27 protein-coding genes are annotated in these 24,428 nt (G+C 64.5%); 10 read left to right on the top strand and 17 right to left on the bottom strand.

Annotated features, from left to right (window positions below; translation table 11 throughout):
* Window positions 1-4: 4 nt before the first annotated feature.
* Complete coding sequence (locus XH98_RS23870) at window positions 5-238, bottom strand: DUF6356 family protein (RefSeq protein WP_271620111.1); 234 nt, start codon at window positions 236-238, stop codon at window positions 5-7.
* A 128-nt stretch (window positions 239-366) separates the two neighbouring features.
* Here XH98_RS23870 and XH98_RS23865 point away from each other — a divergent pair, with 128 nt between their 5' ends.
* On the top strand, window positions 367-840 hold the full coding sequence (locus XH98_RS23865; protein WP_442868626.1) for an Lrp/AsnC family transcriptional regulator: 474 nt from the start codon (window positions 367-369) through the stop codon (window positions 838-840).
* A gap of 61 nt (window positions 841-901) precedes the next feature.
* Here the strand turns inward: XH98_RS23865 and XH98_RS23860 are convergent, their stop codons facing one another.
* Entirely contained in the window at window positions 902-3,232 is a 2,331-nt protein-coding gene (locus XH98_RS23860; protein ID WP_271620110.1) for an ATP-binding protein, read from the bottom strand.
* Between the two features lie 134 nt (window positions 3,233-3,366).
* Between XH98_RS23860 and xth the strand changes: the two genes are divergently transcribed.
* Window positions 3,367-4,164, top strand: coding sequence for an exodeoxyribonuclease III (xth, locus tag XH98_RS23855; protein WP_271601164.1), 798 nt, complete (start codon window positions 3,367-3,369; stop codon window positions 4,162-4,164).
* A 158-nt stretch (window positions 4,165-4,322) separates the two neighbouring features.
* Here the strand turns inward: xth and XH98_RS23850 are convergent, their stop codons facing one another.
* Window positions 4,323-5,147, bottom strand: a complete 825-nt coding sequence (locus tag XH98_RS23850; protein WP_271601163.1) for a tetratricopeptide repeat protein — start codon at window positions 5,145-5,147, stop codon at window positions 4,323-4,325.
* Window positions 5,134-6,858 carry a dihydroxy-acid dehydratase gene (gene ilvD / locus XH98_RS23845; RefSeq protein WP_271601162.1) on the bottom strand — a complete coding sequence of 575 codons (1,725 nt, stop codon included), beginning with the start codon at window positions 6,856-6,858 and terminating at the stop codon, window positions 5,134-5,136. The genes XH98_RS23850 and ilvD overlap by 14 nt, the downstream gene beginning before the upstream one ends.
* Before the next feature lie 577 nt (window positions 6,859-7,435).
* On the opposite strand from ilvD, the gene XH98_RS23840 reads away from it, so the two are divergent.
* On the top strand, window positions 7,436-7,714 hold the full coding sequence (locus XH98_RS23840) for a metal/formaldehyde-sensitive transcriptional repressor (protein ID WP_063706516.1): 279 nt from the start codon (window positions 7,436-7,438) through the stop codon (window positions 7,712-7,714).
* A 4-nt stretch (window positions 7,715-7,718) separates the two neighbouring features.
* Window positions 7,719-8,789 (top strand): nickel/cobalt efflux transporter, encoded by a 1,071-nt coding sequence (locus tag XH98_RS23835; protein WP_271620109.1) that lies wholly within the window; start codon window positions 7,719-7,721, stop codon window positions 8,787-8,789.
* Between the two features lie 11 nt (window positions 8,790-8,800).
* Here the strand turns inward: XH98_RS23835 and XH98_RS23830 are convergent, their stop codons facing one another.
* Together XH98_RS23830 and XH98_RS23825 are read right to left on the bottom strand one after the other, a co-directional pair.
* Complete coding sequence (locus XH98_RS23830; RefSeq protein ID WP_271620175.1) at window positions 8,801-9,661, bottom strand: DUF1259 domain-containing protein; 861 nt, start codon at window positions 9,659-9,661, stop codon at window positions 8,801-8,803.
* Between the two features lie 433 nt (window positions 9,662-10,094).
* Window positions 10,095-10,496 (bottom strand): MerR family transcriptional regulator, encoded by a 402-nt coding sequence (locus tag XH98_RS23825; protein ID WP_271620108.1) that lies wholly within the window; start codon window positions 10,494-10,496, stop codon window positions 10,095-10,097.
* Window positions 10,497-10,587: 91 nt separating this feature from the next.
* Between XH98_RS23825 and XH98_RS23820 the strand changes: the two genes are divergently transcribed.
* Both XH98_RS23820 and XH98_RS23815 read left to right on the top strand, forming a co-directional pair.
* Window positions 10,588-11,028: a hypothetical protein gene (locus tag XH98_RS23820; RefSeq protein WP_271620107.1), complete on the top strand. Its 441-nt coding sequence runs from the start codon at window positions 10,588-10,590 to the stop codon at window positions 11,026-11,028.
* Window positions 11,028-11,246, top strand: a complete 219-nt coding sequence (locus XH98_RS23815) for a hypothetical protein (protein WP_220005675.1) — start codon at window positions 11,028-11,030, stop codon at window positions 11,244-11,246. The genes XH98_RS23820 and XH98_RS23815 overlap by 1 nt, the downstream gene beginning before the upstream one ends.
* Here XH98_RS23815 and XH98_RS23810 read toward each other — a convergent pair.
* The 8 genes from XH98_RS23810 to XH98_RS23775 all read right to left on the bottom strand — a co-directional run bounded on the left by XH98_RS23810 (window position 11,234) and on the right by XH98_RS23775 (window position 16,090).
* Complete coding sequence (locus XH98_RS23810; protein WP_271620106.1) at window positions 11,234-12,013, bottom strand: CbtA family protein; 780 nt, start codon at window positions 12,011-12,013, stop codon at window positions 11,234-11,236. The genes XH98_RS23815 and XH98_RS23810 overlap by 13 nt on opposite strands.
* A 10-nt stretch (window positions 12,014-12,023) precedes the next feature.
* The gene (locus XH98_RS23805; protein ID WP_271620105.1) at window positions 12,024-12,230 is read right to left on the bottom strand and encodes a CbtB domain-containing protein; all 207 of its coding nucleotides are present in this window, start codon (window positions 12,228-12,230) and stop codon (window positions 12,024-12,026) included.
* 3 nt (window positions 12,231-12,233) lie between these two features.
* The gene (locus tag XH98_RS23800; RefSeq protein ID WP_271601157.1) at window positions 12,234-12,524 is read right to left on the bottom strand and encodes a hypothetical protein; all 291 of its coding nucleotides are present in this window, start codon (window positions 12,522-12,524) and stop codon (window positions 12,234-12,236) included.
* Window positions 12,521-13,099 (bottom strand): hypothetical protein, encoded by a 579-nt coding sequence (locus XH98_RS23795; RefSeq protein ID WP_271620104.1) that lies wholly within the window; start codon window positions 13,097-13,099, stop codon window positions 12,521-12,523. Before XH98_RS23795 ends, XH98_RS23800 begins: the two co-directional genes overlap by 4 nt.
* Before the next feature lie 151 nt (window positions 13,100-13,250).
* Window positions 13,251-13,508: a hypothetical protein gene (locus XH98_RS23790; protein ID WP_057755853.1), complete on the bottom strand. Its 258-nt coding sequence runs from the start codon at window positions 13,506-13,508 to the stop codon at window positions 13,251-13,253.
* 130 nt (window positions 13,509-13,638) lie between these two features.
* The gene (locus tag XH98_RS23785; RefSeq protein WP_271601155.1) at window positions 13,639-13,851 is read right to left on the bottom strand and encodes a hypothetical protein; all 213 of its coding nucleotides are present in this window, start codon (window positions 13,849-13,851) and stop codon (window positions 13,639-13,641) included.
* A 219-nt stretch (window positions 13,852-14,070) separates the two neighbouring features.
* Window positions 14,071-14,247: a hypothetical protein gene (locus XH98_RS23780; protein WP_167354011.1), complete on the bottom strand. Its 177-nt coding sequence runs from the start codon at window positions 14,245-14,247 to the stop codon at window positions 14,071-14,073.
* Between the two features lie 106 nt (window positions 14,248-14,353).
* Window positions 14,354-16,090, bottom strand: coding sequence for an adenylate/guanylate cyclase domain-containing protein (locus tag XH98_RS23775; protein WP_271620103.1), 1,737 nt, complete (start codon window positions 16,088-16,090; stop codon window positions 14,354-14,356).
* 325 nt (window positions 16,091-16,415) lie between these two features.
* On the opposite strand from XH98_RS23775, the gene XH98_RS23770 reads away from it, so the two are divergent.
* Window positions 16,416-18,611 carry a lytic transglycosylase domain-containing protein gene (locus XH98_RS23770; protein ID WP_271620102.1) on the top strand — a complete coding sequence of 732 codons (2,196 nt, stop codon included), beginning with the start codon at window positions 16,416-16,418 and terminating at the stop codon, window positions 18,609-18,611.
* A 69-nt stretch (window positions 18,612-18,680) separates the two neighbouring features.
* Here XH98_RS23770 and XH98_RS23765 read toward each other — a convergent pair whose 3' ends face one another.
* Together XH98_RS23765 and XH98_RS23760 are read right to left on the bottom strand one after the other, a co-directional pair.
* Entirely contained in the window at window positions 18,681-18,875 is a 195-nt protein-coding gene (locus tag XH98_RS23765) for a hypothetical protein (RefSeq protein ID WP_271601152.1), read from the bottom strand.
* A 143-nt stretch (window positions 18,876-19,018) separates the two neighbouring features.
* Window positions 19,019-19,207 (bottom strand): hypothetical protein, encoded by a 189-nt coding sequence (locus tag XH98_RS23760; RefSeq protein ID WP_057755864.1) that lies wholly within the window; start codon window positions 19,205-19,207, stop codon window positions 19,019-19,021.
* 1,056 nt (window positions 19,208-20,263) lie between these two features.
* On the opposite strand from XH98_RS23760, the gene XH98_RS23755 reads away from it, so the two are divergent.
* From XH98_RS23755 to XH98_RS23745, 3 genes are read left to right on the top strand one after another with little or no spacing between them, the layout of a single operon-like run.
* A complete protein-coding gene (locus tag XH98_RS23755) occupies window positions 20,264-22,243 on the top strand; it encodes a PAS domain S-box protein (protein WP_271601150.1) in 1,980 nt (659 codons plus the stop codon).
* Between the two features lie 8 nt (window positions 22,244-22,251).
* Window positions 22,252-22,911: a response regulator transcription factor gene (locus XH98_RS23750; protein ID WP_271601316.1), complete on the top strand. Its 660-nt coding sequence runs from the start codon at window positions 22,252-22,254 to the stop codon at window positions 22,909-22,911.
* A 47-nt stretch (window positions 22,912-22,958) separates the two neighbouring features.
* Complete coding sequence (locus XH98_RS23745) at window positions 22,959-23,393, top strand: response regulator transcription factor (RefSeq protein WP_333932683.1); 435 nt, start codon at window positions 22,959-22,961, stop codon at window positions 23,391-23,393.
* A 9-nt stretch (window positions 23,394-23,402) separates the two neighbouring features.
* On the opposite strand, the gene XH98_RS23740 is transcribed toward XH98_RS23745, so the two are convergent.
* Window positions 23,403-24,374, bottom strand: coding sequence for a tripartite tricarboxylate transporter substrate binding protein BugD (locus tag XH98_RS23740; protein WP_271620101.1), 972 nt, complete (start codon window positions 24,372-24,374; stop codon window positions 23,403-23,405).
* Between the last annotated feature and the right edge of the window lie 54 nt (window positions 24,375-24,428).

Genomic DNA, 24,428 nt, shown 5'->3' with positions numbered 1-24,428 from the left:
CTGGCTACTCGGCGGGCTGCAGCGCGTGGCCGCGACGCGCAATGCGCTCGTGCATCTGCCGGATCATGCGGCTGGCGGTGGTCTCGAACAGGCAGGGAATGACGGCGTGGACCAGCGCCGCCAAGGCGGCGCCGAACAGGCGCGCCGAAAAGCCGAGCGCGAACAGGAAATGCTCGCCGTAGGATTCATCGACGCTCGCAGGGTGGGACAGAAACAGCCGGTGCAGGGTGGTTTGCATGCGGGGCTCCAGGGACGCGGTTCGCCTGCAATCCCTAGGGGATTCGGATCAAGAAGATGTCCCAAATATCACGCTATTGACCCTAATCCGGTTGAATTTGGACGACGATCTCCTGTATTGTTGGGATAATGGATGAAACAGACCGCAAACTCCTCAACCTGATCCAGCATGACGCCGCCCTGTCGCTGGACGAGCTTAGCGAGCGGGCGGGACTTTCCCGCAACGCCTGCTGGCGCCGCATCAAGCGCCTGGAGGATGACGGCATCATCAAGGGCCGCGTGACCCTGCTCGATGCCAGCCGCATCAATGTCGGCCTGACCGCGTTCATCGCGCTGCGCACCACCGAGCACAGCGCCAGCTGGCTCAAGCAGTTTTCGAACGCCGTGCGCGACATTCCCGAGATCATCGGCGTCTACCGCATGACCGGCGATGTCGATTATCTGCTGCAGGCCGTCATCCCTGACGTTGCCGCCTATGACAGGCTCTACCAGCGCCTGATCGGGAGGATCACGCTCGCGGACGTCTCGTCGTCCTTTGTCATGCAGGAAATCAAGGCGACGACGGTGCTGCCGCTCGACTATGCGCCGGAGCGGCACGGGTAAAGTCGGAGCCCCCGAAGGCGGTCGCCGCGCGCGTCTATGGAAAACCATGACCGGCGCCGCCTTACGCGCCCGTCGTCTGCCTTTCCTCGTCCGTCCACTCCACCTCATCAGGCGCCAGCTCCGGCTGCAGCGGCGCCTCCTCGGTCATCACATGGCCGTCCAGCGCGCGCAGCAGAGCCGCGACCAGCGCCGGCCTGCGCAACGGTTTGGCCAGGAAGTCCGACATGCCGGCCTCGCGGCAGATCGTGACGTCCTCGGGGAAGGCGTTGGCCGTTAGGGCGATGATCGGCAAGGCCGCAAAGCGCCCTCCTCCCGCGCGGATCGCGCGCGTCGCGGCGAGCCCGTCCATCTCGGGCATGCGCACGTCCATCAGCACGATGTCGTAGTCGCCTTCTGATGCGGCCGCGACGGCCTCGACACCGTCGCTAACGACGCGCAATTCGACATCGAAGGCGGCGAGCATCTTGCTCACGACCATGCGGTTGACGGCATCGTCCTCGGCGACCAGCACCTTCAGCGGCCGGTCGAGGCCGGCAATTCGGGCCTTGAGATCGTCGGATTCCTCGCGGCCCGCGTCCTGATCTGATGTCTGCGCCTGGCTCCACGGCAGCACCAGCGTGAAGCGGAAGGTCGAGCCCTCGTCCGGCGTCGAGGTGACGCCGATGGTGCCGCCCATCTGCTCGATGATGCGCCTTGAGATCGCAAGGCCAAGGCCGGTGCCGCCGAAGCGGCGGCTGATCGAGGCGTCGGCCTGCGCAAAGTCGCTGAACAGCTGCCCGAGCTTGTCGGGCGCAATGCCGATGCCGCTGTCGGTCACGGTCCATTCGACCGTCGCGAGCAGGTCGCGCCGCGCCGGGCACATGGCCTTGATCGTCACCTCGCCCGCGTCGGTGAACTTCACCGCGTTGGAGGCAAGATTGAGCAGCACCTGGCGGATGCGCGCGACGTCGCCGCGCAGCGTCGGCGGCAGGTTCGGATCGAGCTCGATCTTGAGGCTGATACCCTTGCCCTTGGCGCTCGCGCGCACGACGGTCGCAACCGTCTCGACCAGCGTCTGCGGCGCGAAGTCGATTGCCTCGAACTGGAAGCGTCCGGCCTCGAGCTTGGAGAGATCGAGGATGTCGTTGAGGATGCGCTGCAGATTGTCGCCGGATTCACGGATCGTGATGACGGCCTCGCGCTGCTCCTCATCCAGATTGGTTTCGAGCAGCATGCTGGCAAGCCCGAGCACGCCGTTCATGGGCGTACGGATCTCGTGGCTCATGACAGCGAGGAAGTCCGATTTGGCGCGGTTCTCGGCTTCGGCCTTCTCCGCGCGCCAGCGCTCGGTGACGTCGCGGCCGAAGCCGCGATAGCCCAGGAACTGACCGTCGCGATCGTAGGCGGGCTTTGCGGTCAGCGACCACAGCCGCGCTTCGCCGCCGGCGACGACCTTCAAATTCATCTCGTGCAGCGGCTCGGTATGCTCCATCAGGCCGAGGATGTTGTAGGCGGCCGCCTTGTCCTCGGGGCAGAGCATGTCGAGCACGTCGGCGAAATGCGATCCCTTCAGGAGCGGAAGCGGCAATTGCGCGACGTCGGCGAAGCGTTGCGGCACGTCGACGAGGTGGCCTTCAGCGTCGGTCTGCCACAGCCAGTCGCTGGCGTTCTCCTGAAAGTCCTTCAGCAGCAGCGAGATGATCTCGGTCTGCCGCTCGAGGTCGAGCTGGGCCTTGAGATTGCCGAGGAACAGATTGCCCTGCGAGACGATGTTGCGCGCCATGAAGAACGCGAACAGCAGCAGAAACACCGCCGTCACCAGATATGGGCCGGTGCCGCACAGCAGCAGCGCTCCGGCGCAGGCGACCGTCATGGTGGCGAGGTAGACGAGGCCGGCGCGCGGAAAGGTCGACAGTGTGAAGGCGCCGCCGGACATCATGCCGACCATCAGGCAGGCCAGGATGAGCTGGCTGGTCGGCCCAACCCGGCTGAACAGCGCCAGCGGCAGCGTGCCCCAGATCGCGGCGAGGAAGAACGCCTGCCGCAGCATCTGCCGCGCCGTGCGGGGCGAAGCCTCCTGCGGTGGGTTCTGATGCGAGCGCTGCCATGCGCGCACGGCGACCGAAGCGACGGCCGTGAGGGTTGCGCCCCAGATCGCGAGGAAGTCGTTCCAGCCCCTGCCCCAGAACAGGATCAGAACAATAGCGACGTTGAGCATGGTGACGGCCATGGTCACGGGGATCAGCCGCGTCACTGCGTCGATTTGCTTGGCGCGGATGCGGCGCAGCTCGCGCTCGCTGAGATCGGCGATCAGCCCGTCTTCGATCTCGAAACCGCCGAGCCAGGACGGGAAAGCGCCGACGAAACCGTCGCGCTGCTCAGTCAATGCTGTGGATTTGTCCCGCCATCCCATTCCGAGGAACCTTTTCCGTATCAATGGCCTAGGACCGGCTTCAACCGGGTTAATTTTGTGGGAGATTTTGCGGCGTCCTTGACGGGGGCGTTAGCGGTTTGTTCTAACCATGGCCCCTGCCCGGAGCCCGCCCCATGCCCATCAGAGTTGCCACCTGGAATGTCAATTCGGTCCGGCAGCGGATCGATCTCCTGCTGACCTGGCTTAGGGAATGCCAGCCGGACATCGTCTGCCTGCAGGAGATCAAATGCATCGACGAGGCGTTTCCGCGGCTCGAGATCGAAGCGCTCGGCTATAACGTGGTGACCCACGGGCAGAAGACGTTCAATGGGGTTGCCCTGCTCTCCAAGCTCAAATTCGACGAGACCAAGTCAGGACTTGCCGGCGATGACGAGGACACGCATGCCCGTTTCCTCGAGGGCGTGGTGACGCTCAAGCAGGGCGTGATGCGCATCGCTTGCCTCTATCTGCCCAACGGCAATCCTGTTGGCACCGATAAATATCCCTACAAGCTCAAATGGATGTCGCGTCTTCTTGAATATTCGAAGGAGCGTCTTAAGACCGAGGAGCCACTGATCCTCGCAGGCGACTTCAACGTCATCCCGCATGCCCGCGACGTCCACAATCCCGCGGCCTGGACCGAGGACGCCCTGTTCAAGACCGAAACGCGGGAGAGCTTTCAGTCCCTGCTCGGCCTCGGCCTGACCGACGCCTTAAGGGCCGTCACCGACGAGCCTGGTCTCTACACGTTCTGGGATTACCAGGCCGGAGCCTGGCAGAAGAACCAGGGGCTGCGCATCGACCATCTGCTGCTCTCGCCGCAGGCGAGCGATAAGCTCGCCAATGTCGGCATCGACAGCTACGTGCGGGCCTGGGAGAAGCCGTCGGATCACGTGCCGGTTTGGGCGGATCTGGATCTGGAGGCGGCGTAGGCCTTGCGTGGAGTTGGCCGGGGCGAGCGGCAATCACAACTGCGGTAGGATGGGCAAAGGCGCGCCCTTCGCGCGCCGTGCCCACCATCTCGTCGTGATCGAAACAGGTGGTGGGCACGCTTCGCTTTGCCCACCCTACGGCACCTTCGTTGCCGCAGCTATTCGTGGCGGCCCTGGACCCACTGTTCCAGCATTTGCAGGCACATGGCGCGGTCGTCGTCGGAGGCCTTGGCGAAGGCGCGGTTGTAATTTTCCTTGATCCAGGTCTCGTCGGCGCCGGCGCTGTCACGCGCCAGCGTCAGCCACATCAGGCCGCGCGCGGCCTGCCGCGGCAGGCGATCGCCGTTGAACAGCATCTGCCCGAGCAGCGCCTGGGCCTCGTGCTGGCCCTTCTGGGCGGCAAGGCCAAGCCAGCGGGCGCCGTAGCGGAAATCCTCCCGGGAGGCGTCCGGCGTCTTCAGATAGAGCCGGGCGAGATCGTACTGCGCGTCCGCGTTGCCGAAATAGGAGGCGGCATAGGAGAACATCTCCCGCGCCCTGTCAGGATCGGCCTTGATCTTGGAGTTCGGGATGCCGCTCAGATAATAGCGCCCGAGCGCGACAAAGGCATTGGCCACGACCTGCGCCTGCGGCGCCGACGGGCTGTCCTCGGCATGCGCATTGGCGATCCGGGTGAAATATTCGAAGGCGCGCACGTCGTCCTGGGCGACGCCGTCGCCGCTGGCGTACATGCGGCCGAGCTTCCACTGCGCGATCGGATGACCACCCTCGGCAGCATATTGCAAGGCACTGAGCGAGGTTTCCTGGGTCGCGACCGGCGGCACTGACTTTCGCGCCGCACCCGCGGCACCGGGCAGACTGGTCACGACGGGGATGGTCGCGTCCTTCGGATTGACGGGCGCGCCGTCGAAGGCGAGCGCCGGCGCGGCCAGCGCGGTAGCCCCCAACACAAACGCAACAATGGCACGCCTAGATGTCCGCATAGCACTGTTTCTCGTGCGCGCCGCCCGGATGGGTCACTGCCCCTCCGACCGCTGGTCCAACCTGCTGGGCATACTTCCAGAGCGCACCCGACGTGTGATTAGTCGCGCGAGCGCTCCATTTGGTCTTGCGCTGAGCCAGCTCAGCGTCGCTCAATTTTACGTTAAGGGTACCGGCGTCCGCGTCGATCTCGATGATGTCGCCGTCCTCGAGCAGCCCGATCGGGCCCCCGACCGCGGCTTCCGGCCCGACATGGCCGATGCAGAAGCCGCGCGTGGCGCCGGAGAAGCGGCCGTCGGTGATGAGCGCGATCTTGCCGCCCATACCCTGGCCGGTCAGCGCTGCGGTGGTCTGGAGCATCTCCCGCATGCCGGGGCCGCCCTTGGGGCCCTCGTAGCGGATCACGATGACTTCGCCTTCGCGATAGGTGCGCTTCTGGACCGCCTCGAAAGCATCCTCCTCCCGGTCGAAGCACCTGGCCGGACCGGTAAACTTGAGGTTGGACATTCCCGCGACTTTCACGATCGCACCTTCTGGCGCCAAATTGCCCTTCAGACCGACCACACCGCCTGTCACGGTGATGGGCTTGTCTGCCGGGTGCACCACGTCCTGGTGCGGATTCCACTTCACGCTTTTGAGGTTTTCGGCGATCGTTCGACCGGTGACCGTAATGCAGTCGCCGTGGAGAAATCCGTTGTCGAGCAGCGTCTTCATCAGAAGCGGTATGCCACCTACTTCGAACATGTCTTTGGCGACATAACGGCCACCCGGCTTCAAATCCGCGACATAAGGTGTCTTTTTGAAGATTTCGGCGACGTCGAATAAGTCAAACTTAATGCCGGCCTCGTGCGCAATCGCCGGCAGGTGCAGCGCAGCATTGGTCGAGCCGCCTGAAGCCGCGACGACGGCAGCGGCATTCTCGAGCGCCTTGAGGGTGACGATGTCGCGCGGACGGATATTGGACGCGATCAGGTCCATCACCTTCTCGCCCGCGGTCATGCAGAACGCGTCGCGGATCTCGTACGGTGCGGGAGCACCGGCTGAGTAAGGCAGCGCGAGGCCAATGGCCTCCGACACCGTCGCCATTGTGTTGGCGGTGAACTGCGCACCGCAGGCACCCGCCGAGGGGCACGCCACACGCTCGATCTCGTCGAGGTCCTCGTCCGACATGGCGCCGACGGAGTGCTTGCCGACGGCCTCGAACATGTCCTGCACCGTGACCTGCTGCCCGCGGAAATTGCCGGGAAGGATCGAGCCGCCATAGATGAAGATCGACGGCACGTTGAGGCGCACCATCGCCATCATCATGCCCGGCAGCGACTTGTCGCAGCCGGCAAGACCGACCAGCGCATCATAGGCGTGGCCGCGCACGGTCAGCTCGACGGAGTCGGCGATGCATTCGCGCGATGGCAGCGAGGAGCGCATGCCGTCATGGCCCATGGCGATGCCGTCGGTCACGGTGATGGTGCAGAATTCGCGCGGCGTGCCGCCAGCGGATGCGACGCCCTTCTTCACCGCCTGCGCCTGGCGCATCAGGGCGATGTTGCAGGGCGCGGCTTCATTCCAGCACGAGGCGACGCCGACGAAGGGCTGGTGGATCTGCTCGGTGGTCAGACCCATGGCGTAGAAGTAGGAACGATGGGGCGCGCGCGCAGGACCTTCCGTCACGTGACGGCTCGGCAGCCTCTGCTTGATGTTGGCCTTGGCGTCCATCGCGACCAGTTTCCTCAGATCTAGTTTCCTGGCCAACCCTTGTCAGTTCAGGAAACATCAGAGCCAAGATTTGAATCGACCTTGGGATTTCCTGCCGCCAGCAAGGGACCAGCCCGGGCCCCTCAAACATTCGAGTGATTTTATTCATGTTCGGGTGTGGCCAAAAAGCGGCGCCGCTGCAAACGACCAGTGGTGAGGGTTAAATCCACCAGCGGTGTGGCTCAGGCAGCACAGTCGTTACCGGGAAGACACGGGTTCGCTTACAGTGATACCCTCGCGAAGATGACATCGCGCAATCTCTGATTTCATGATGCGAGGTGCGCGACCAGTGTTGCGACGGCGCCGCCGGGATCGCGACTGAGTCGGCGTTTGTCGGAGATATGGGCGACAGATGCCGTAGGGTGGGCAAAGGCGCAACGCGCCGTGCCCACCACCTCTTTCCATCGCGAAAAATGCGTGGGCACGCTTCGCTTTGCCCACCCTACGCCGAGCGAGTGGCACGCTGCTGCTTCCCACCGTCCTTGAGTCGAGCCTCAGTTGCATTGACTCGTATAGGGTACCCCCCTATCTTACTGCGATGTCGCATACCATCAAGCACAAGTCGAAGCTCATCGGCCGCGTCAGGCGCATCAAGGGTCAACTTGAAGCCGTCGAGCGCGCACTGGAGTCGGAGATCGGCTGCGCCGACGTGCTGATGCTGGTGGCGTCGGTGAAGGGTGCGATCAGCGGTCTCACCACCGAGCTGCTGGAAGACCACATCCGCCATCATGTCGTGGATCCCGCGCACGAGAAGGATCCGGAGAAGGCCAAGGGCGCCGCCGACCTGATCGACGTCGTCCGAACCTATTTGAAGTGATGAGATGACCGACCTGTCTCACCTGCTCCAGCAGAGCAGCGCGCACGCATGGCTGTTCGTGCCCAGCGCGATCCTGCTCGGCGCGCTGCACGGCCTCGAGCCCGGCCATTCCAAGACCATGATGGCCGCGTTCATCATCGCTATCAGAGGCACCGTGCTCCAGGCCGTGCTGCTCGGCCTGTCGGCGACCATCTCCCATACCGCCGTTGTCTGGGCGGTCGCGCTCGCGGGCCTTTATTTCGGCCAGGAATTATCAGGCGAACGCAGCGAGGCCTGGCTGCAACTGGTCTCCGCCGCGATCATCATCGGCATCGCCACCTGGATGGTCTGGCGCACCTGGCGGGACCAGAACCGCGAACATGATCATGACCATCATCACCACCACGACGGGCCGCAATCGATCTCGCTCGCCGGCTTCGCGCTGCTGCTGGAGGTGTTCGAAGACGGCGTGCCGCCGCGCTGGCGGATCCGGAGCGAGACGGCCGCGCTTCCCGCTGATGGCGACATCAGGGTGACCACCATCCGCGAGGACGGCTCGGAGCAGAGCTTCGCCTTCACTGCAGGGGACGGGTACCTCGAAAGCGTCGATGAAATTCCCGAGCCACATGCGTTCAAGGCGCGCGTCACCCTCGCCGGCGATTCCGCCGAGCTTCTGTTCGAGGAGCACGATCACGACCACATGGACCTCGGCGACGAGGACGACGCGCATGCGCGCGCCCACGCCGCCGACATCCGCAAGCGCTTTGCCGGGCGCACCGTCACCACCGCGCAGATCATCCTGTTCGGCCTCACCGGCGGATTGATCCCCTGCCCCGCCGCGATCACCGTGCTGCTGCTCTGCCTTCAGCTGAAGCAGTTCAGCCTCGGCTTCGTCCTGGTGCTGTCCTTCGGCATCGGGCTCGCGATCACGATGGTGTCGGCAGGCGTTCTGGCCGCGCTCAGCCTGCGCCACGTCGAACGTCACTGGGGCGGCTTCAGCCGCTATGCCCACCGCGCGCCCTATGTCTCGGCGGCCCTGATCGTCTTCGTCGGCCTCTACACCGGCTGGACCGGCCTGCACGATCTGATGACGTAGCGCCTCGCCGGTCAGCCTTTTGCACTCGCCGTCTTGTCGAGCGCGGCGCGAAGGCCCTTGGCGAGCTTGATCGCGTCGTCGTTGGCCCAGAAGTGCATGAAGAACAGCCGCGGCTGCTCATCCAGCATATGGCTGTGCAGCGCCGTCACCTCGATGCCGTTCTCCAGCAGCGCCGCGATCACCGGGTTCACCTCATTATCAGACAGAACGAAGTCGCCGGTGATGGCAGCCTTGCCTCCGCCTGATGGCTGGAAGTTGATGCCGATGGCGACGCCCATCGGCCCGACGGGCGTGAGCGCCATGCCCTGTTGCGTGATCGGATCACGGCGCTTGACGTTGAACTGGTAGACGCCGCCATTGGCCTGTCCCTTGGTGCCGATGATCTGGTCGAGTTTCGCCGTGTCGAGATCGACCGCGGGCGGCGGGCTCGCCGGCGCGGCAGCGGTCAGTGGCGTCTTGCTTGCGGCGAGTGCATCGTGGATCGCGGCGGCCAGCTTGACGGGGTCGCCATGTCCGGCGACATGCATGTAGAACGTCGCCGGGCTCGCCCGCAGCAGATGGTTGTGCACGGCCGATATCTCCAGACCGCTCGCGATCATCTTCACCATCACCGGATTGACCTCGGTCTCGAGCAGCACAAGGTCGCCCATGACCATGGCGCCGCCATGCGCCGGCTTGAACGCCACCCAGCCGCCGAGCGCCAGCGCCGGCTTGATCGCGACCCCGTCCAGGGTCACGGACAGATCGCTGCGCGGAAATCCGTAGCGGTGGACATCGTCCGTGACCGCGGCCTTGCGGCCGAGCGTTTGGTCGATCGCCTGCCAATTGACGTCTTCCGCCCGGGCCGGCGCGATGAATTGCCCGGCGCCCATGACGACTCCCAAGGCGGCGGCCAGCATGATGGCCGCGTGACAGAGTGTACCTCGTCGCATGATCGTCCTCCTGGTGTCACTGCCCCCTGGGTCGAAGCCGTGTTCGGCCCAGGCGTCAGCGGCGCGCGCAGACGCATGCAGCGCAAGACGGATGAGCCGATCTGTCTGACCAATCGAGATGGATGAAGTGGACATGCTGCGCCCTTGGTGATCAGGACGCGATGCTTGGGCATGTCGCCTCGCGGGGAGACCGCATATCCCCGATGCCTTGACTAGAAGCCCGTGGGTCCAGGCTGTCAACGCGTGGATTCAGTCGAGCCAGGAAAAAGATTTCGCAGACCCATTGGAACGAAATCGCTGGTGGGTCTCTCGCGTGAAAGCCGCATCGTGGCGAGCTCACGCTTTGTAATCCCCGATGAGGCGCCGGTGGCGTTCAACCGCAACATGGCTGGCCGGGCTGCAGGATCACGCAGTCCGGCGCGGCGCTGCCGCTGCATGTCGTTTCGCAGCCGCTCACGAGTGCGGCCACCGTCGCCTCCAGCGCGCACAGCTCGGCAATTTTCTTTCTGATCGAACGGAGATGTCGCTCCGCAGACGCCTTCGTCTCGCTACAGGGCAAGCGCCGCTGCACTGACGCAAGGATGTCGCTGATCTCGTCAAGCGAGAAGTCGAGATCACGGCAATGCCTGATCAGGCTGAGCGCCTTGACGTCTTCGGTGCTGTAGACGCGCTGACCGCCCTGTCGCGCTGGCCTCGTGAGCAAGCCGATGCTCTCGTAGTAGCGGACGGTGGGGACGGAGACGCCGGCTGCTTTGGCGAGGACGCCGATTCTCATGGAAGCGCTCACTCTCACATTTCGCTTGAACCTCAAGTGGCTTGAGGGCGTAGCGATCGGGTCCTGGACGCACAAGCATGAGGAGAATCACATGAGCGTTATCGGACCGTCGTGCAGCCCTCCCTCCGAGACGTCGGCCGGATGCGGCTGCGCGGCGAAGACCGAGCCGGGTGGCGGCAAGGCCGCGGGCATGGCAGTCGCAACGGCTGTTGCGGCTGCGGCATGCGCGGCCTGCTGTGTGCTGCCCTTCACATTGCCTCCCGTCGTGCTCGCCAGCGCGGGCAGCGTGATCGCGGTGCTCGACCATGCGCATGGGTTGATGACAATGCTGTCGATCACCGTTGTGCTCTGCGCCTGGGGCTGGATCGGGTGGCGATCGCGAACGACGGGCACGAAGATCCGATCGTCGGTGCTGGCAGCGATGTGCGCCGCGACCGTGATGACGGCAACGGCTGCCCTTTGGCCGGTGATGGAGTATGCCGCCTTCCACGCGCTCGGCGTTGCCAAGAAGCCGAGGGCGCCGGTGAGCTGATGGACGGACTCACTATCTTCGGGCTGCTGTCGGTTAGCGCGATGCTGCTGTTCTACGCGCTCGAGCCGCGCGGCCCACCTTACGTACTGGCCTTCGCGGCTGCCTGCGCGCTTAGCGCGGTCTACGGCTTTCTCCAGGGCGCCTGGCCGTTCGGCCTTGTCGAGACGGTGTGGACGGCTGTCGCGTTGCGGCGATGGCGCAAGCTTCAGGCGCGCTGATCGAAACGCGCAAACACTGCGCTCGTCAGGCCACCGAGCAGGGTCCAGAACACCAGGCTCGTCACCGTCACCGCGGTGACGAACTGATGCAGCAGCGATGACGGCACGTTGGTCTCGACATTGGCGAGATCAGGCGCGCCGATCAGATGCGGCAGGGTCAAGAGGATCACGCCTGATATCGCCGCCGGCACCGTGCGGCGGAAGACGATCAAGGCGAGCCCGCCTGCCGTCGCCAGCACGGCGGCGAGCCACCAGATCTGCCGCGACAGCAGCGGCGCTGACGGCACGCCGGGCAGCTCCGGCGGCAGGCCGAGGCTAGGTGCGATGGTGAAGACGGCGAAGCCCGCCAGGCCCCACAGCAGGCCTTCGTGCCAGGACACGCTGGTCCCGGTCGCGCCGCTGCGCACGGCGAAGAAGCCGGCCAGAAGCAGCGCGAAGCCGATCGCGGTCAGCACGTTGGCGGCGGCGGTGTAGGCGTTGCGCTCAAACCCGTCGCGCGGCTCCCAGGCGCCGCCATGGTCATGGTCGCCGGCGCCATGGTCGTGGTCGCCATGGTCGTGGGCTGCATGGTCGTGGGCTGCATGGTCATGCCCGGCCACGACCGGCTGCGCCGCGGCGTCGTGCTGGTGCGCGCCCGCCGCCTTCTCGAAGACTTCCGCCTTCAGGATCAGGGGGACGGTGCCGAACTGCTGGACGACGGTGACGAGGAGACCGACGACGAAACCCGAGATGACCGACGCGAAGACGATCGCGCGAAACGTGCTCATGCCATCAAGGTTAGTGGCAGGGGAACGCGTTCGAGTGCCGCACGTCGTGGGCGGCGTTGTGGACGACGTCGATATGGGAGAAGCCGACCATGCCGATCACGAACGCGCCGAGCACCATGGCCATCAGCGCCTGCGACAGCCGTCCCACCTGCCCTGCGACAACCGGAAGCGTGATCTGGGCCGGGACTTGCGCGTTGGCGAGCTGGGACTGGCTCATGGTCTATTCTCCATTGGCGATTTGCGCCTCTTCTAGCAGCTTCCGGGCGATATCGCGACTGGTAAGATGCAGGCTTGTCCCGGGCAAAATGTCCCTGCGGGCGATCTTGGCGTCGGCGGCCGTGCGAAAGGCGGCCTCAAATCGCCGGAAATAGTCGAGGCAGGCCTCCGGCGTGGGCTTGGTGCCGAGCAACGTCCGGAAAGCGCCCCGGTGCACGGCGCAGATCGCGCCGTGTCCGGCCACGGGAAAGACCAGTGAGGCGATATCGTCGCGCCAACGGGCTTCGCTGCTCAAGCGGTTGCGCGTCCCCGCCCGAGGGAGCCGATCAGGCGGGCGACCTCGCAGACGGCGACGAGGCCCGCGAGCCAGATCGCGCAGGTCAGCCCGATCCGCGAGACGATGGCCGCCGTGAAGGCGCCCTGCCCGCCAAGGAACGGCGTCGCGGCGAACAGCGCTAGCTCATAGGCCGTATAGGCGGCGACGAGGGCAATGGCCAGCGCCAGCGGCGTGCGAAGCTGGGTCAGGATGCGAAGCATCGTCGATGCAGCAGCGGTCGCAACAAGCGCCGCGGCGCCGATCACAAGGCCCCAGGCGATGGTGCCGGCATCATGGGGATAGTGCAGCGCGCCGAAGCCGATGCATTGGTTCGCCAGCCACGTGGCGGTGACAACCAGCAGCGCCTGACGCTGCGACAGCGCGGCCGCAGCCACGACCGCGAACGCTGCAAACGGCGTGGCACAGGCAAGCGCAAAGCTTGCCAGCGCGCAGGACACAGTCAGCAGCGCAAGGCAGAACAGAGCAACACCATGCGGCGCGACGGGGTGAAGCCTGACATGGTCGGAATGCGGCGGCAGGTCGGTGAGGGCCATGGACAATCTCCCGGCGGCGATCCTACCACATTGTCGGACAACTCCGCCAACCGGCCCCAAGCTGTGGCACGGGCGCGCTATGCTCGCTCTCTCGTTGGGTTGAAGACGGGCGCGCTACGCACGCCCTCTCGCTGGGTGAAAGACGGGCGCGCTACGCACGCCCTCTCGGGCGTTGGGCCTGAGCCCAGGCCGTGGTGACGTCGCGCGGCGGAGCGTCGATCCGCTTGATGGGAGTGAGCTCACCGGAGGCGGAGATGATGGCGGTTTCCTCGCGGCGACAGCGCGGGCAGACAAAGCTGACTTCGTGCGGCTGCGCCGACCAGCTCGAACGTTTGACATTGGCCGCCATGGGCCATGCTTCGCAATGCGAGCACGACACCAGAAACCGACCGGGATCGAGCATACCCATTCCTTAGGTCTCCGCGTCCTGCCGCCCTCCTCTAATGATTAGCCCATGTGAATCGTTCCGGTGCGGAGGCACCGTCAGCCCCAGGGTTCCCCAGTCGCGGCCGGATCATACGAGGTGCCGCGCCCTTGCCTCAGCGCGCACCGTGGAGCGTGCAGGCGGTCGTGCAGGTGACGGTGTTGCCGTGGTCGCAGGCCTTGCAGGCGGCCACGCACTGGTTCATGTCGCGGGGATTGTAGGTGCTGTAGGTGCGCATCGGGCAGAGCGGGGTCGAGCCAGTGACGTCCTGCTCCTGGTCACAGGCTGCCGTCAAAAGCGCAAACAGGGCGACCGCAAGCAGACGCATGGGATGTCCAACCATAGGACGAGTGACGTTCGCGGGCAATATTGCAAGGCAACCTTGCCCCAGGCATTCCCATCGCCGGGAACCGCAACGCGCGAATCCGCGGACCTCATCAAGGATGGGTCTCAATTATTAAGAACGGATTGCGATTGCACGACCTCTCGTAAAGACACCGATGCGGAACATCGTGCCTCGTTCCTGGCCGCAAGCTTCATCCGGGCGTCAGGCGGCAGCCTTGGTCGCGATCGCCAGGCGCATGTCGACCGCGAGCTGACGGTACCGCTCCGAAAGCTTCAGGTAGAATTCGCGCTTGTGGCTGTCGGTCGCAAGCTTGGCAATCAGCTCGCATTCGGCGGTGAGCGTCTCGAAGCGCTCCAGCCTGTCCTCTAGTTCTGTCATCGGCGTGTCCCCGTCAAACGCCTCAGGGACAACAAGCCTAAGCCCGGAAAATGGGTCACGGCCAACATCGTTATAGAGTAGAATCAATTATTCCTGGCGCGGACAGTTATTTGCTGTCCATGCGCCAGGCACCGTCCCAATCGTCCGCCGGCGGCGCGGTCTCGAACTGCACGATGCGCGCGAGCATCGCCTGAGACGGGCCGTCGCCAGGGACGCTCTGCAGCGCCGCATTGAATGCCGAGCGGGCCTCAGTGAAGCGGCAGGCGCGATAGGCGGCAAGCCCTTCGGCGTAGTGCGCGCGCAGCCCTTCCTGCGAGGCGGTGAGCGCACCTGCCCGGCCCATCACCTCGAACACCGGCTGCGGCACGCTCTGGCCGACCACCGCGAGGCGGTCGATCTCGCGCAATTCGAGCCGGGATCCAATCGCCGCGGCGGTCGCGTGCGAGATCAGGATTCGGGTACCGTAGATCTTGTTCACGGCCTCGAGGCGCGAGGCAAGGTTCACGGCATCGCCCATCACCGTAAAGCTCATCATCAGCTCGGAGCCGATGCTGCCGGTCAGGACCTCGCCGGTGGCGATGCCGATGCGCAGGTCGCAGGACACCGGCATGGCCCGGATGCCGAGCAGGTCCGGCAGCTGCTTCTGCAGCGCGGGCACCTGGTCGGCCATGTCGATGGCGGACAGGCCCGCGAGCAGCGCCTGCTCGTCCTCCTCGATGAAGGGCGGGCCCCAATAGGACATGATGGCATCGCCGATATATTTGTCGATGACGCCGCGGTTGTTGCGGATCGGACCGGACATCAACGTGAAATAGTGGTTCATGACCTTGACGAGGCCGCGCGGGGTCATGCCCTCGCTCATCGCGGTGAAGCCGCTCATGTCGCAGAACATGATGGTCATGACCCGACGCTGGCCGTCGACGGCGACCTCGGGCCGGTCGATCAGGCCCTGCACCACCTTGGGATCGATGTAGCGGCCAAAGGTCTCGCGGATCCGCTCGTTGTGGCGCAGCTGCTCGATCATGCGGTTGAAGGCGGCGGCGAGCTCGCCGATCTCGTCCTGGGTCGAGACGGTGATGCTCTTGTCGAAGCGGCCGGCCTCGACCTCGCGGGCACCGGCGAGCAGCAGCCGCACGGGCCTTGTGATGCCGCCGGAGACAAGCAGCGCAAAGGCAAATCCGACGACCGCGGCGAGCAGCGTTACGACGCCGGAGATGATGATCGCCTGTCGCTGGTGGCCGACCACCGTCGAGGTGCTCGCATAGACCTGCTTGAGCATGTCGGTGCGGACCGTATCGATCCGCTGGTTGAACTGATCGCGCAGCGCATCGATGTGCTCCAGCGTGCTGCGTGCCTCCGGCATCTGCTTGGCGTCGATCTGCTTGAGCAGTTTGGCGTGGTCCTCGTTCATGCCCTGGCGCAGCTCGGTCACGGCGGTCTCGATGCGGGTGTCGATCCGCGCCAGCGCGGCATTGTCCGACGGCGTCCTCGGATCCTCGATGATCGCGTTGATGAGCTTTTGCGCGGCCGACGTCTCTTCGTCGATCTTGCGGTCGGCTTCCTCGAACTCCTTCAGGCGGGCCGCATAGGCCTGCTCGTCCGAGGAGTCCTGCATCTTCGCCATGACCATACGCCGCAACGCCACCGACCGCTCCAGCGAGCGGATGTTGGCCCGCGCCAGATCACCATAGGCCGGGATGTAGCGGTTGGTCAGCTCGTCCAGGAGAATGCCGACCTGGCTCGACATCACCATCGACAGGATCGAGGTGATCAGCATCAGGACGATCAATCCGAGGGCGATGCCGACGATCTTGCGCCGGATCGACTGGTTGAAAAGCGGCATGAGATGCGGGCAAAGGCTGAAGAAGGATCTTTGGAACCCTCAATACACCGGATTTTCGCTGGGGAACACGCGCAATCGGGCCGGTTTGGCGCCCAGCGCTGCCCGCAACCGTTGCGCGAGTCCCATTTGTTAATAAAGGTTAAGGAACTGCCACTGCCGCCGTTTCTGAAGTTCCGCGAGTTCCAATCGGTATTTTGCCGCATTGTTGAACGAGCGTGAGGAATGCGAAACGATGCCACGGCATCGTTTTGATGTCGTTCTTGATTCTCAAGCCGCATGTCGTCGCGGACCTTGGTTTGTAGTGGTTTCGCAGGGGGACCATCGAATGAACCAGTGCCTACGCTCGCTCGCGTGTGTCGTTGCCGTGGCCGCTTTGGCCCTCCTTCCCACCGGGCTGGCGGCGAAGAGCGGTCACAAATCATCCGCGTCGAAACCGTCTTCGTCCAAGAAGACGCACGAAGCGAAAACCGGCAAGCAACGGCATGCTGCATCCGGCAAGCACCGCAAACATGCCGAGGCCAGGCGCAAGTCGAAGAAGCGGGACGAGCCCACGGACAAGCCCGCGCCGCCGGCGCTGACCGGTGACCTCGCCGCGCTGAAGGATGCGATCGACCTCGCGCGCAAGGGCAAGACCGACGATGCGACCGCGGCGCGCGACCGCATTGCCGATCCCGCCGGACAAAAGCTCGCCGACTGGTTCATGCTGCGCCATTCCGAGAGCACCGCCCCCTTCAAGCGCTACGCCGCCTTCCTCGCCGCCAATCCGGACTGGCCGAGCGCCGTGCTGCTGCGCAAGCGCGCCGAGGCGCGGCTGTGGCAGGAGAAGAGTGACGCGGCAACCGTCCACGCCTTCACGATGGACCGGCCGATCAGCGCCAAGGGCAATTTCGCGCTCGCGCGCGCGCTGTTCGCCGAGGGCGACAACGACGGGGCGACGCGCCTCGTGCGCGAGGCCTGGCGCTCGGACGAACTGTCCGAGCGCAGCGAGGAGGATTCCTACGAAGCGTTCCACGATTTGTTGCGGCCCGAAGACCATCGCGCCCGGATGGACAAGCGCCTCGGCGCCAAGGACTATGCCGGCGCAAGGCGCGCCGCAAAACGTCTTGGCGAAGATTTCCTCGCGATCGTCAAGGCCTGCGCCGCCGTCAACGGCAAGGAGAACAAGGCCAAGGATTATCTCGAGGACGTGCCTCAAGACGCGCGCCGCGATCTCGGCTATGTGCTGTGCCGCGCACAATGGCACCTTCAGAAGGACCACATCGACGATGCAGCCGAGGTGATCCTGGCTGCCGCACCCGAGACGATGGGGGCGCAGGACACAGACGCATGGTGGCGCGAGCGCCGCCTGCTCGCGCGAAAGCTGCTCGACCAGGGCAAGTTCCAGACCGCCTACGACGTGGTGCGCGCAGCCACGGTGCCGGCGATGGAGGTCTACCGCGTCGACTATCACTTCATGTGCGGCTGGATCGCGCTGCGCTATCTCGACGATCCCAAAACCGCGATGATGCACTTCGCCTCCATCGACGAGGGATCGCCCAATCCACTGGCGCTGTCGCGAGGCCATTACTGGCGCGGCCGTGCGGCCGAGGCAATGGGCGCCGTCGCCGACGCGCAAGCGAGCTACAAGGCCGCCGCGCGCTATCCGACCGCCTATTACGGCCAGCTCGCCCGTGCGCGGCTCGGCCTCGAGGGACTGGAGCTGCGCGCCCCCTCGCCCGTGCTGGCCGCCGCCGACACGCAGGCGGCAGATGAGCGCGTGCGCGCCGCCGACATGCTCTATGCCATCGGCGAACGCGATATGGTGTTCTACTACGCCGAGGATTTCGCCCAGGAGAGCACCGACGCCGCCGCGCTCGCGGCGCTTGGCGAGCTCGCCGGCCAGCGCAACGATGCGCGCGTGATGCTGGAGGTCGGCAAGTCGGCGTTGGCCCACGGCCTCGCGCTCGACCACTACGCCTTCCCGACCATCGGCATCCCCGAGCACAAGCAGGTCGCACCTGCGATCGAGACCAGCGTGATCTATTCGGTGGCGCGCACCGAGAGCTCGTTCAACCAGCGCGACAAGTCGTCCGCCAATGCGGTCGGCCTGATGCAGGTGACGCCGGAAGCCGGCCGCGACACGGCCAAGCGCTTCGGCGTGACCTATGACTGGGACAAGATGGTCTCCGACCCCGTCTACAACACGCAGATGGGTGCGGCCGAGCTCAGCGCGCTGCTGTCGGAATATCGCGGCAACCAGATCATGACTTTCGCCGGCTACAATGCCGGCCGCGGCCGCGTGCGTGAATGGGTGCAGGCGCATGGCGACCCCAGAGATCCCAAGATCGATCCGGTCGACTGGGTCGAGCGCATCCCGTTGTCCGAGACACGCAACTACGTCCAGCGGGTGATGGAGAACGTGCTGGTGTATCGCGCCCGCTTCGAAGGCAGCGGCGCTGTCGCCGGCAAGACCGATCAGCGCGTGGTGACGCAGGAACTCAACGCAACGGCACCCGTGGCAGCCGCAGCACCCGCTCCCTAACCGGCGCCACCGGGGCTGAAGGGGCGCCGACGAGGTTAGGTTGCTGCGGCTTCCGCGCGAGTCGCGCAGCTAGGTGTCACCTCCTTCCGTCGTGATCAGGTCGCGCCCGTCCAGAAATGCGCCGGTCAAAGCTCTCGCGATGGTCCAGAACTGCATCGTGCAGGTCCAGCACGAGACGGCGCTCAGCATCACCAACATCTCGATCGTGTTCCCGGTGGCCGTCGCGCTGCGCCCAGGCATCGACCATGGCATCCACAGCGTCATTAGCTCGCCTCGGCGATAGCAATCATAGTCACAGTAATGGCGCTGTGTCCGTACATGCCGGACATAGCCTGATCGGATCGACCGCGAGCATGTGCCGCACGTCGCCGCGCTTGGCGGAGGCTCGTGATTGACCAGCACGAAGTTCATGAGGCCACCCTCACGCGATCTTCTGCAAGGGCCTCGCAGAACAACGCGTAACATTGATAGTCGCAGTACGGCAGACGGGTCGCCATCTCGCGAAGATAGCTGCCGCTGATCGGCTCGCAGCATTGCATGCACCACGCCTGCCGGAACGGTGTCCGGTCGTTCACCAGCACGAAGGCGAATCTCACGTGGCACCTCCCAAAGCGAAGCAGTAAACGCTGTCCAACGGAGACAGTGCGGGCGGTGGAGCGCAAAGATGGCTTCGGCCGTCCGGATTATCCCTGTTTTGCTCCACCTTCTGCGGCGGGACCCGGATGTATCTTCCGTCCTCCCTCCGCCGCGCATAGATCTGGCCGTCGACGTACTTGATATCGGTTGGATAGCAATCAGCGCTGTTGCAGCAACTGAGGCTCGGGTTATCCGGCATGCGCCAGGTCGAGTAGAATTTCTCGTGCAGCGCCTGGTCCTGGGGTGGATGCCGGCGATGGACGGCACCGTTTCCGGTCTCCTGCGCCTGGATTGTCGCGGTGGAGCAGAAGAGAACGATTGAGCACAAGAGCTTGCACGAGCGGTTCAAGACATGGGCTCCCGGATCAGGCCTGCGGAATGATGTCAGCTCTCTGGTTCAGCCCCGCGCGAACTGAGCCCGAAACAACCACCGGCGGTCGCGTTCGCGGCGTGAGCGGAAGCGATCGACACACGTCTTTGAGCAGAGCGCAGTGCGCCACGCGTAGTAGCGGATCAAGCCAAATTTACCGCCACACACTGCACAGCCGTTGGCAGAAGAGCACGGTCTGGAGTCGGGCTGGTCAACCTCGGGAAGTACGGATGCATGACACATTGTTGTCTCCCTTTGTTGCTTGCGGTTGCGCTCGCCGCGACTGGCTGGTCGACACTCCCGATTGGCCGTGAGGGTAGTCAGCCGGGCACGAAGTGCTCAACTGTACGGAGGTAAATGACCGACATGACTAGGGTTGGAAGAGCTATACCTAGGTTTGTCCGTATTTGCCCGGGGCTTCCGCGCTCATTCTTATTCAACGAGACGGCGCACGATGCTCCGGCTGCACGGTCACGGTGAAGACCCCTGCTGGCGCGGCTACCTGATCTGCCTGGATAGCCGAAGCGGCGACAGGTCAATTCAAGGACGAACATCATCCACGGTCATCCGGCTTTGGCCGGAATTGCTCCTCTTGCGCCAACGTGCTCTACTCGTGTTCACGCAGAGAGTGCCGGGAGCGTCTGCGATGAAACCTGGCCAGGCAGCCACGTTCGGGAAGTCAGCCGCGCAATTCCTCGTCGACTGCGTCAGGCAAGCTGTCGCCGCTAAGCCGCGTGCCGAGCCCGATGATGGCCAGCTCGAAGCGGTCAAACAATGGCAGCAGGTCTTCGAGCACAATCCGGTCATGTACTTCATGGTCGATCCGGCCGGAACCGTCATCAACGTGAACACGTTCGGCGCCGCGCAACTGGGCTACACGGCCGCAGAGTTGATCGGCCGATCGGTACTGGATGTCTTCTTCGCCGAAGACCGCGATTTTGTCCGCGCCTGTGTTGCACTGTGCCTCGAGACCGTCGATCAGTCCCACACCTGGGAGATCCGGAAGGTTCGCAGGGACGGCTCGGTACTCTGGGTGCGCGAGAACGCCAAGACCATGCTGCGGGCCGATGGCTCGCCAGTCGTGTTGGTCGCCTGCGAGAACATCACCGAGCGCAAGGAAGCGGAGAATGCTCTGCGGCAGAGCGAAGCCTATCTCGCTCAGGCGCAGGAATTGAGCCACACCGGCAGTTTCGGCTGGAAGGCCGCAACCCGCGAGATCACATGGTCCAGGGAGACGTATCGCATCTTCCAGTGCGACGAGGGTTCCAAGCCGCAGATCCCGGTCATGCTCCAGCGGATCCATCCGGAGGACCGGCTCGCCGTGCAGCGGACCACAGGTCAGGCAGCGCGCGAGGGAAAGGACTACGACCACGAATACCGGCTCGTGATGCCCGACGGCTCCATCAAGTACGTCCGAGCGGTGGCCCGGGCTACACGAGATTCTGCCGGTCACGTCGAGTTCGTGGGATCGGTGAGCGACATTACGGCGACCAAAGAGGCAGAGCGCAAGCTGCGCGAGAGCGAACAGCGCTTTCGCGATTATGCCGAAACCGCATCCGACTGGTTCTGGGAGACAGGGCCAGACCACCGCGTGACCCTGATATCGGAACACTCAGATACCACCACCCCGCCGGGCGTGATTGGGCTTACCCGTTGGGACATTGCGCCGGACGCCGATCTCGAGCCGGAAAAATGGCGACAACATCGCGCGGCACTCGACGCCCACATCCCGTTCCGCGACCTGGTGTATCGCAGCAGGGACCGCAACGGGCAAACCATCTACGTCCGGACCAGTGGCAAGCCGTTCTTCGATGCCGACGGAAACTTTCTCGGCTATCGTGGCGTCTGCACCGACGTGACTGCGGCCATCCGCGCCGACCAGGCCGAAGAGGCGCTGCGCAAGGCCCAAGCCGAGCTGGCTCATGTCACGCGCATCACGACACTGGGCGAACTGACTGCTTCGATCGCCCATGAAATCAACCAGCCGCTCGCTGCCGTGATTGCAAACGCCGACGCCTGTGTGGCGTGGCTGCAGCGCAATCCGCCCGATCTCAAGGCGGCGCGCCGCTCCGTGGAGTGGATCACCGAGGATTGCAAGCGTGCCAGCGACGTGATCCGTCACATTCGGGCGCTCGCCAAACGAACCGAAATCGAAATGGGTCCGCTCGACCCAAACTCAATCGTGCGCGAGGCCGTCGCACTCGTTCAGCGCGAGATGGCCCGCCATGCCGTGTCGGTGCGGATGGAACTGTCGTCGGCCCTGCCCAAGATCTTTGGCGATCGGATCCAGTTGCAGCAGGTCCTGATCAATCTGATCATGAACGGGATCGAGGCCATGGAAGACGTCCGTGACCGTCCGCGCAAGCTGACCATCCGCTCGGCGGCGGATGGCGACGACGCGATGCTGGTGAGCGTCGCCGACTGCGGCGTCGGTATCGACGAACAGGCGATAGACCGCCTGTTCACCCCGTTCTTCACCACGAAACCCGGCGGCATAGGGATGGGGCTGCCGATCTGCCGCTCCATCATCGAGATCCACGGCGGACGACTTTCCGCCGCGCCGAACCAATCTGGCGGCGCGACGTTTCAGATCACCCTGCCCCTCTATCGAGAGGAAGCATCGTGAGCGACCGCATGGCGCCTTCGCCGCCCCAGGAGAACGGTGATCAGCCGATTGTCTACGTTGTCGACGACGACGCCTCCATGCGCCGTGCGCTGACCAACCTCTTCGAATCGGTTGGCCTCAAGGTCGAGGCGTTTGGCTCGGCGCCGCAGCTCCTCCAGGCCAAGCCACCGCAGGTGCCGAGTTGCCTGGTGCTTGACATCCGCCTGCCGGGAGTCAGCGGCCTTGAGCTGCAGTCCGATCTGGCCAAGGCCAACATCCACACGCCGATCATCTTCATTACCGGTCACGCTGACATTCCCATGACCGTTCGGGCCATGAAAGGCGGTGCGATCGATTTCCTGACCAAGCCGGTCCGCGACCAGGATATCCTGGACGCAGTCCAGGCCGCGATCGAGCGAGACCGCAAGCGGCGCGATCTCAACAAGACGGTCTCGAACGTCAGATCACGCTTCGAGTCACTCACCTCGCGCGAGCGGGACGTATTGGCTCTGGTGACGTCCGGCCTGATGAACAAGCAAGTGGCCGCCCAACTCGGATTAGCCGAAATTACCGTGAAGATCTATCGCGGCCAGATCATGCGCAAAATGGGGGCGAAGTCCCTGGCCGACCTCGTGCGAATGAGTGAGGCGCTCGGCGTTCGGCCCGGCCGGCCCGACGTACAAACCTAAGTATGAGTTTGCAATGGCGAGTGGCAGGTCCACCCTGCGTGTTTGGATTGGGCCGTCGCGACGGCAAGCGTGATCCCGGGCGAGGAGCGGACGTCTTGTCAGCGGCTTCGGTCATTTCGGTCCTTGATGATGACCCCTACGTGCGGGAGGCGATCAACAATCTCTTGCGGTCGCGCGGGTATATGGTCCACACATTCGCCTCGGCCGAAGAATTTTTGAGCTCGAGCGATTCCAAGCGCACCTCCTGCATCGTCGCCGACATGCATATGCCGTCCAAGACCGGAATCGATTTGTTGACGCAGATGCGCGCGCAGGGTTCGGCCACCCCGTTCATCTTGATCACAGGTTTCCCGGATGAGACCCTTCACATCCGGGCGCTCGAAGCCGGAGCAATCTGTTGTCTCCGTAAGCCGTTCGTCCCCGCGGACCTGATGAAATGCCTGCAGTGGGCGCTGGCAGCAGGTGACGACGTCACGGAGTGACGTTCCGCCTCACTCCACCGAGATCTTCGCCGCCTTGATGATCGGCCACCATTTCGCGATCTCGGCCTTCTGCCTGATGCCGAGTGCCTCCGGGGTGAGCTGATCCTTGGGCGTCATCTCGAGGCCCTGGCTTTCAAGCTGCTTCTTCACGGCGGGATCGTTCAACGCGTCAACGGCGGCGGCATTGAGCTTGGCGACGATCTCCTTCGGCGTGCCCTTCGGCACCCACATGCCGGACCACAGCGTCATGTTGAAGCCTTTCAATCCCGCTTCATCCGCGGTCGGGATGTCGGGCGCCGAGGCGAGGCGCTTGTCGTCGGTGACGGCGTAGGCGCGGATGGTACCGGCGCGGACCTGGTTGATGGAATTGGAGGTCTGGTCCACGATGATGTCGATCTGGCCAGCGATCAGATCGTTCAACGCCGGCGCGGTGCCGCGATACGGCACGTATTGCAGCTTGATACCGGAGACGCTTTCGAAATAGACGCCGGCGATGTGGCTGCCGGAGCCGGCGCCGGCCGTCCCGGCGGTCGGCGGCGTCGGCCGCGACTTCAGCCAGTCCAGCAGCTCCTTCAGCGATTTCGCGGGCACGGCGTTCTTGCTGACCACGATCATCGGGTTGCTCGGCAAGAGCACCACCGGTTCGAGATCGGCGACGAGGTCGTAGTTGAGCTTGTAGACGGCACCGTTTGCGACGTGGGTGCCGAGATGGCCGAACGAGATGGTGTAGCCGTCAGGCGGCGAATGCACGGCGCGCCCCACGCCGATCGAGCCGCCGGCGCCGGTGACGTTCTCGACCACCAGCGCCTGGCCGAGCGATTGGCGCATCCGCTCGGCGAGCACCCGCGCCATCGCATCAGACGGGCCGCCGGCGGCAAAGGGAACGATGATGGTGATCGGATGCGAGGGATATTCGTCGGCGCGCGCGAGGCCGGCGAGAGCGAGAATACCGATCAGTCCGGCCCAGACGGCCTTGTTCATTGTGGTCTCCTCGACGATATCGTTCTTGTTTTTGTCTCTTCCCGCGTACGGGAA

Origin of the sequence: Bradyrhizobium sp. CCBAU 51745 (assembly GCF_028128715.1) — a bacterium.
GTDB classification, from domain to species: domain Bacteria; phylum Pseudomonadota; class Alphaproteobacteria; order Rhizobiales; family Xanthobacteraceae; genus Bradyrhizobium; species Bradyrhizobium manausense.
The sequence above is the reverse complement of the archived record's forward strand: the minus strand, read 5'-3'. Positions and strand labels throughout refer to the sequence as shown.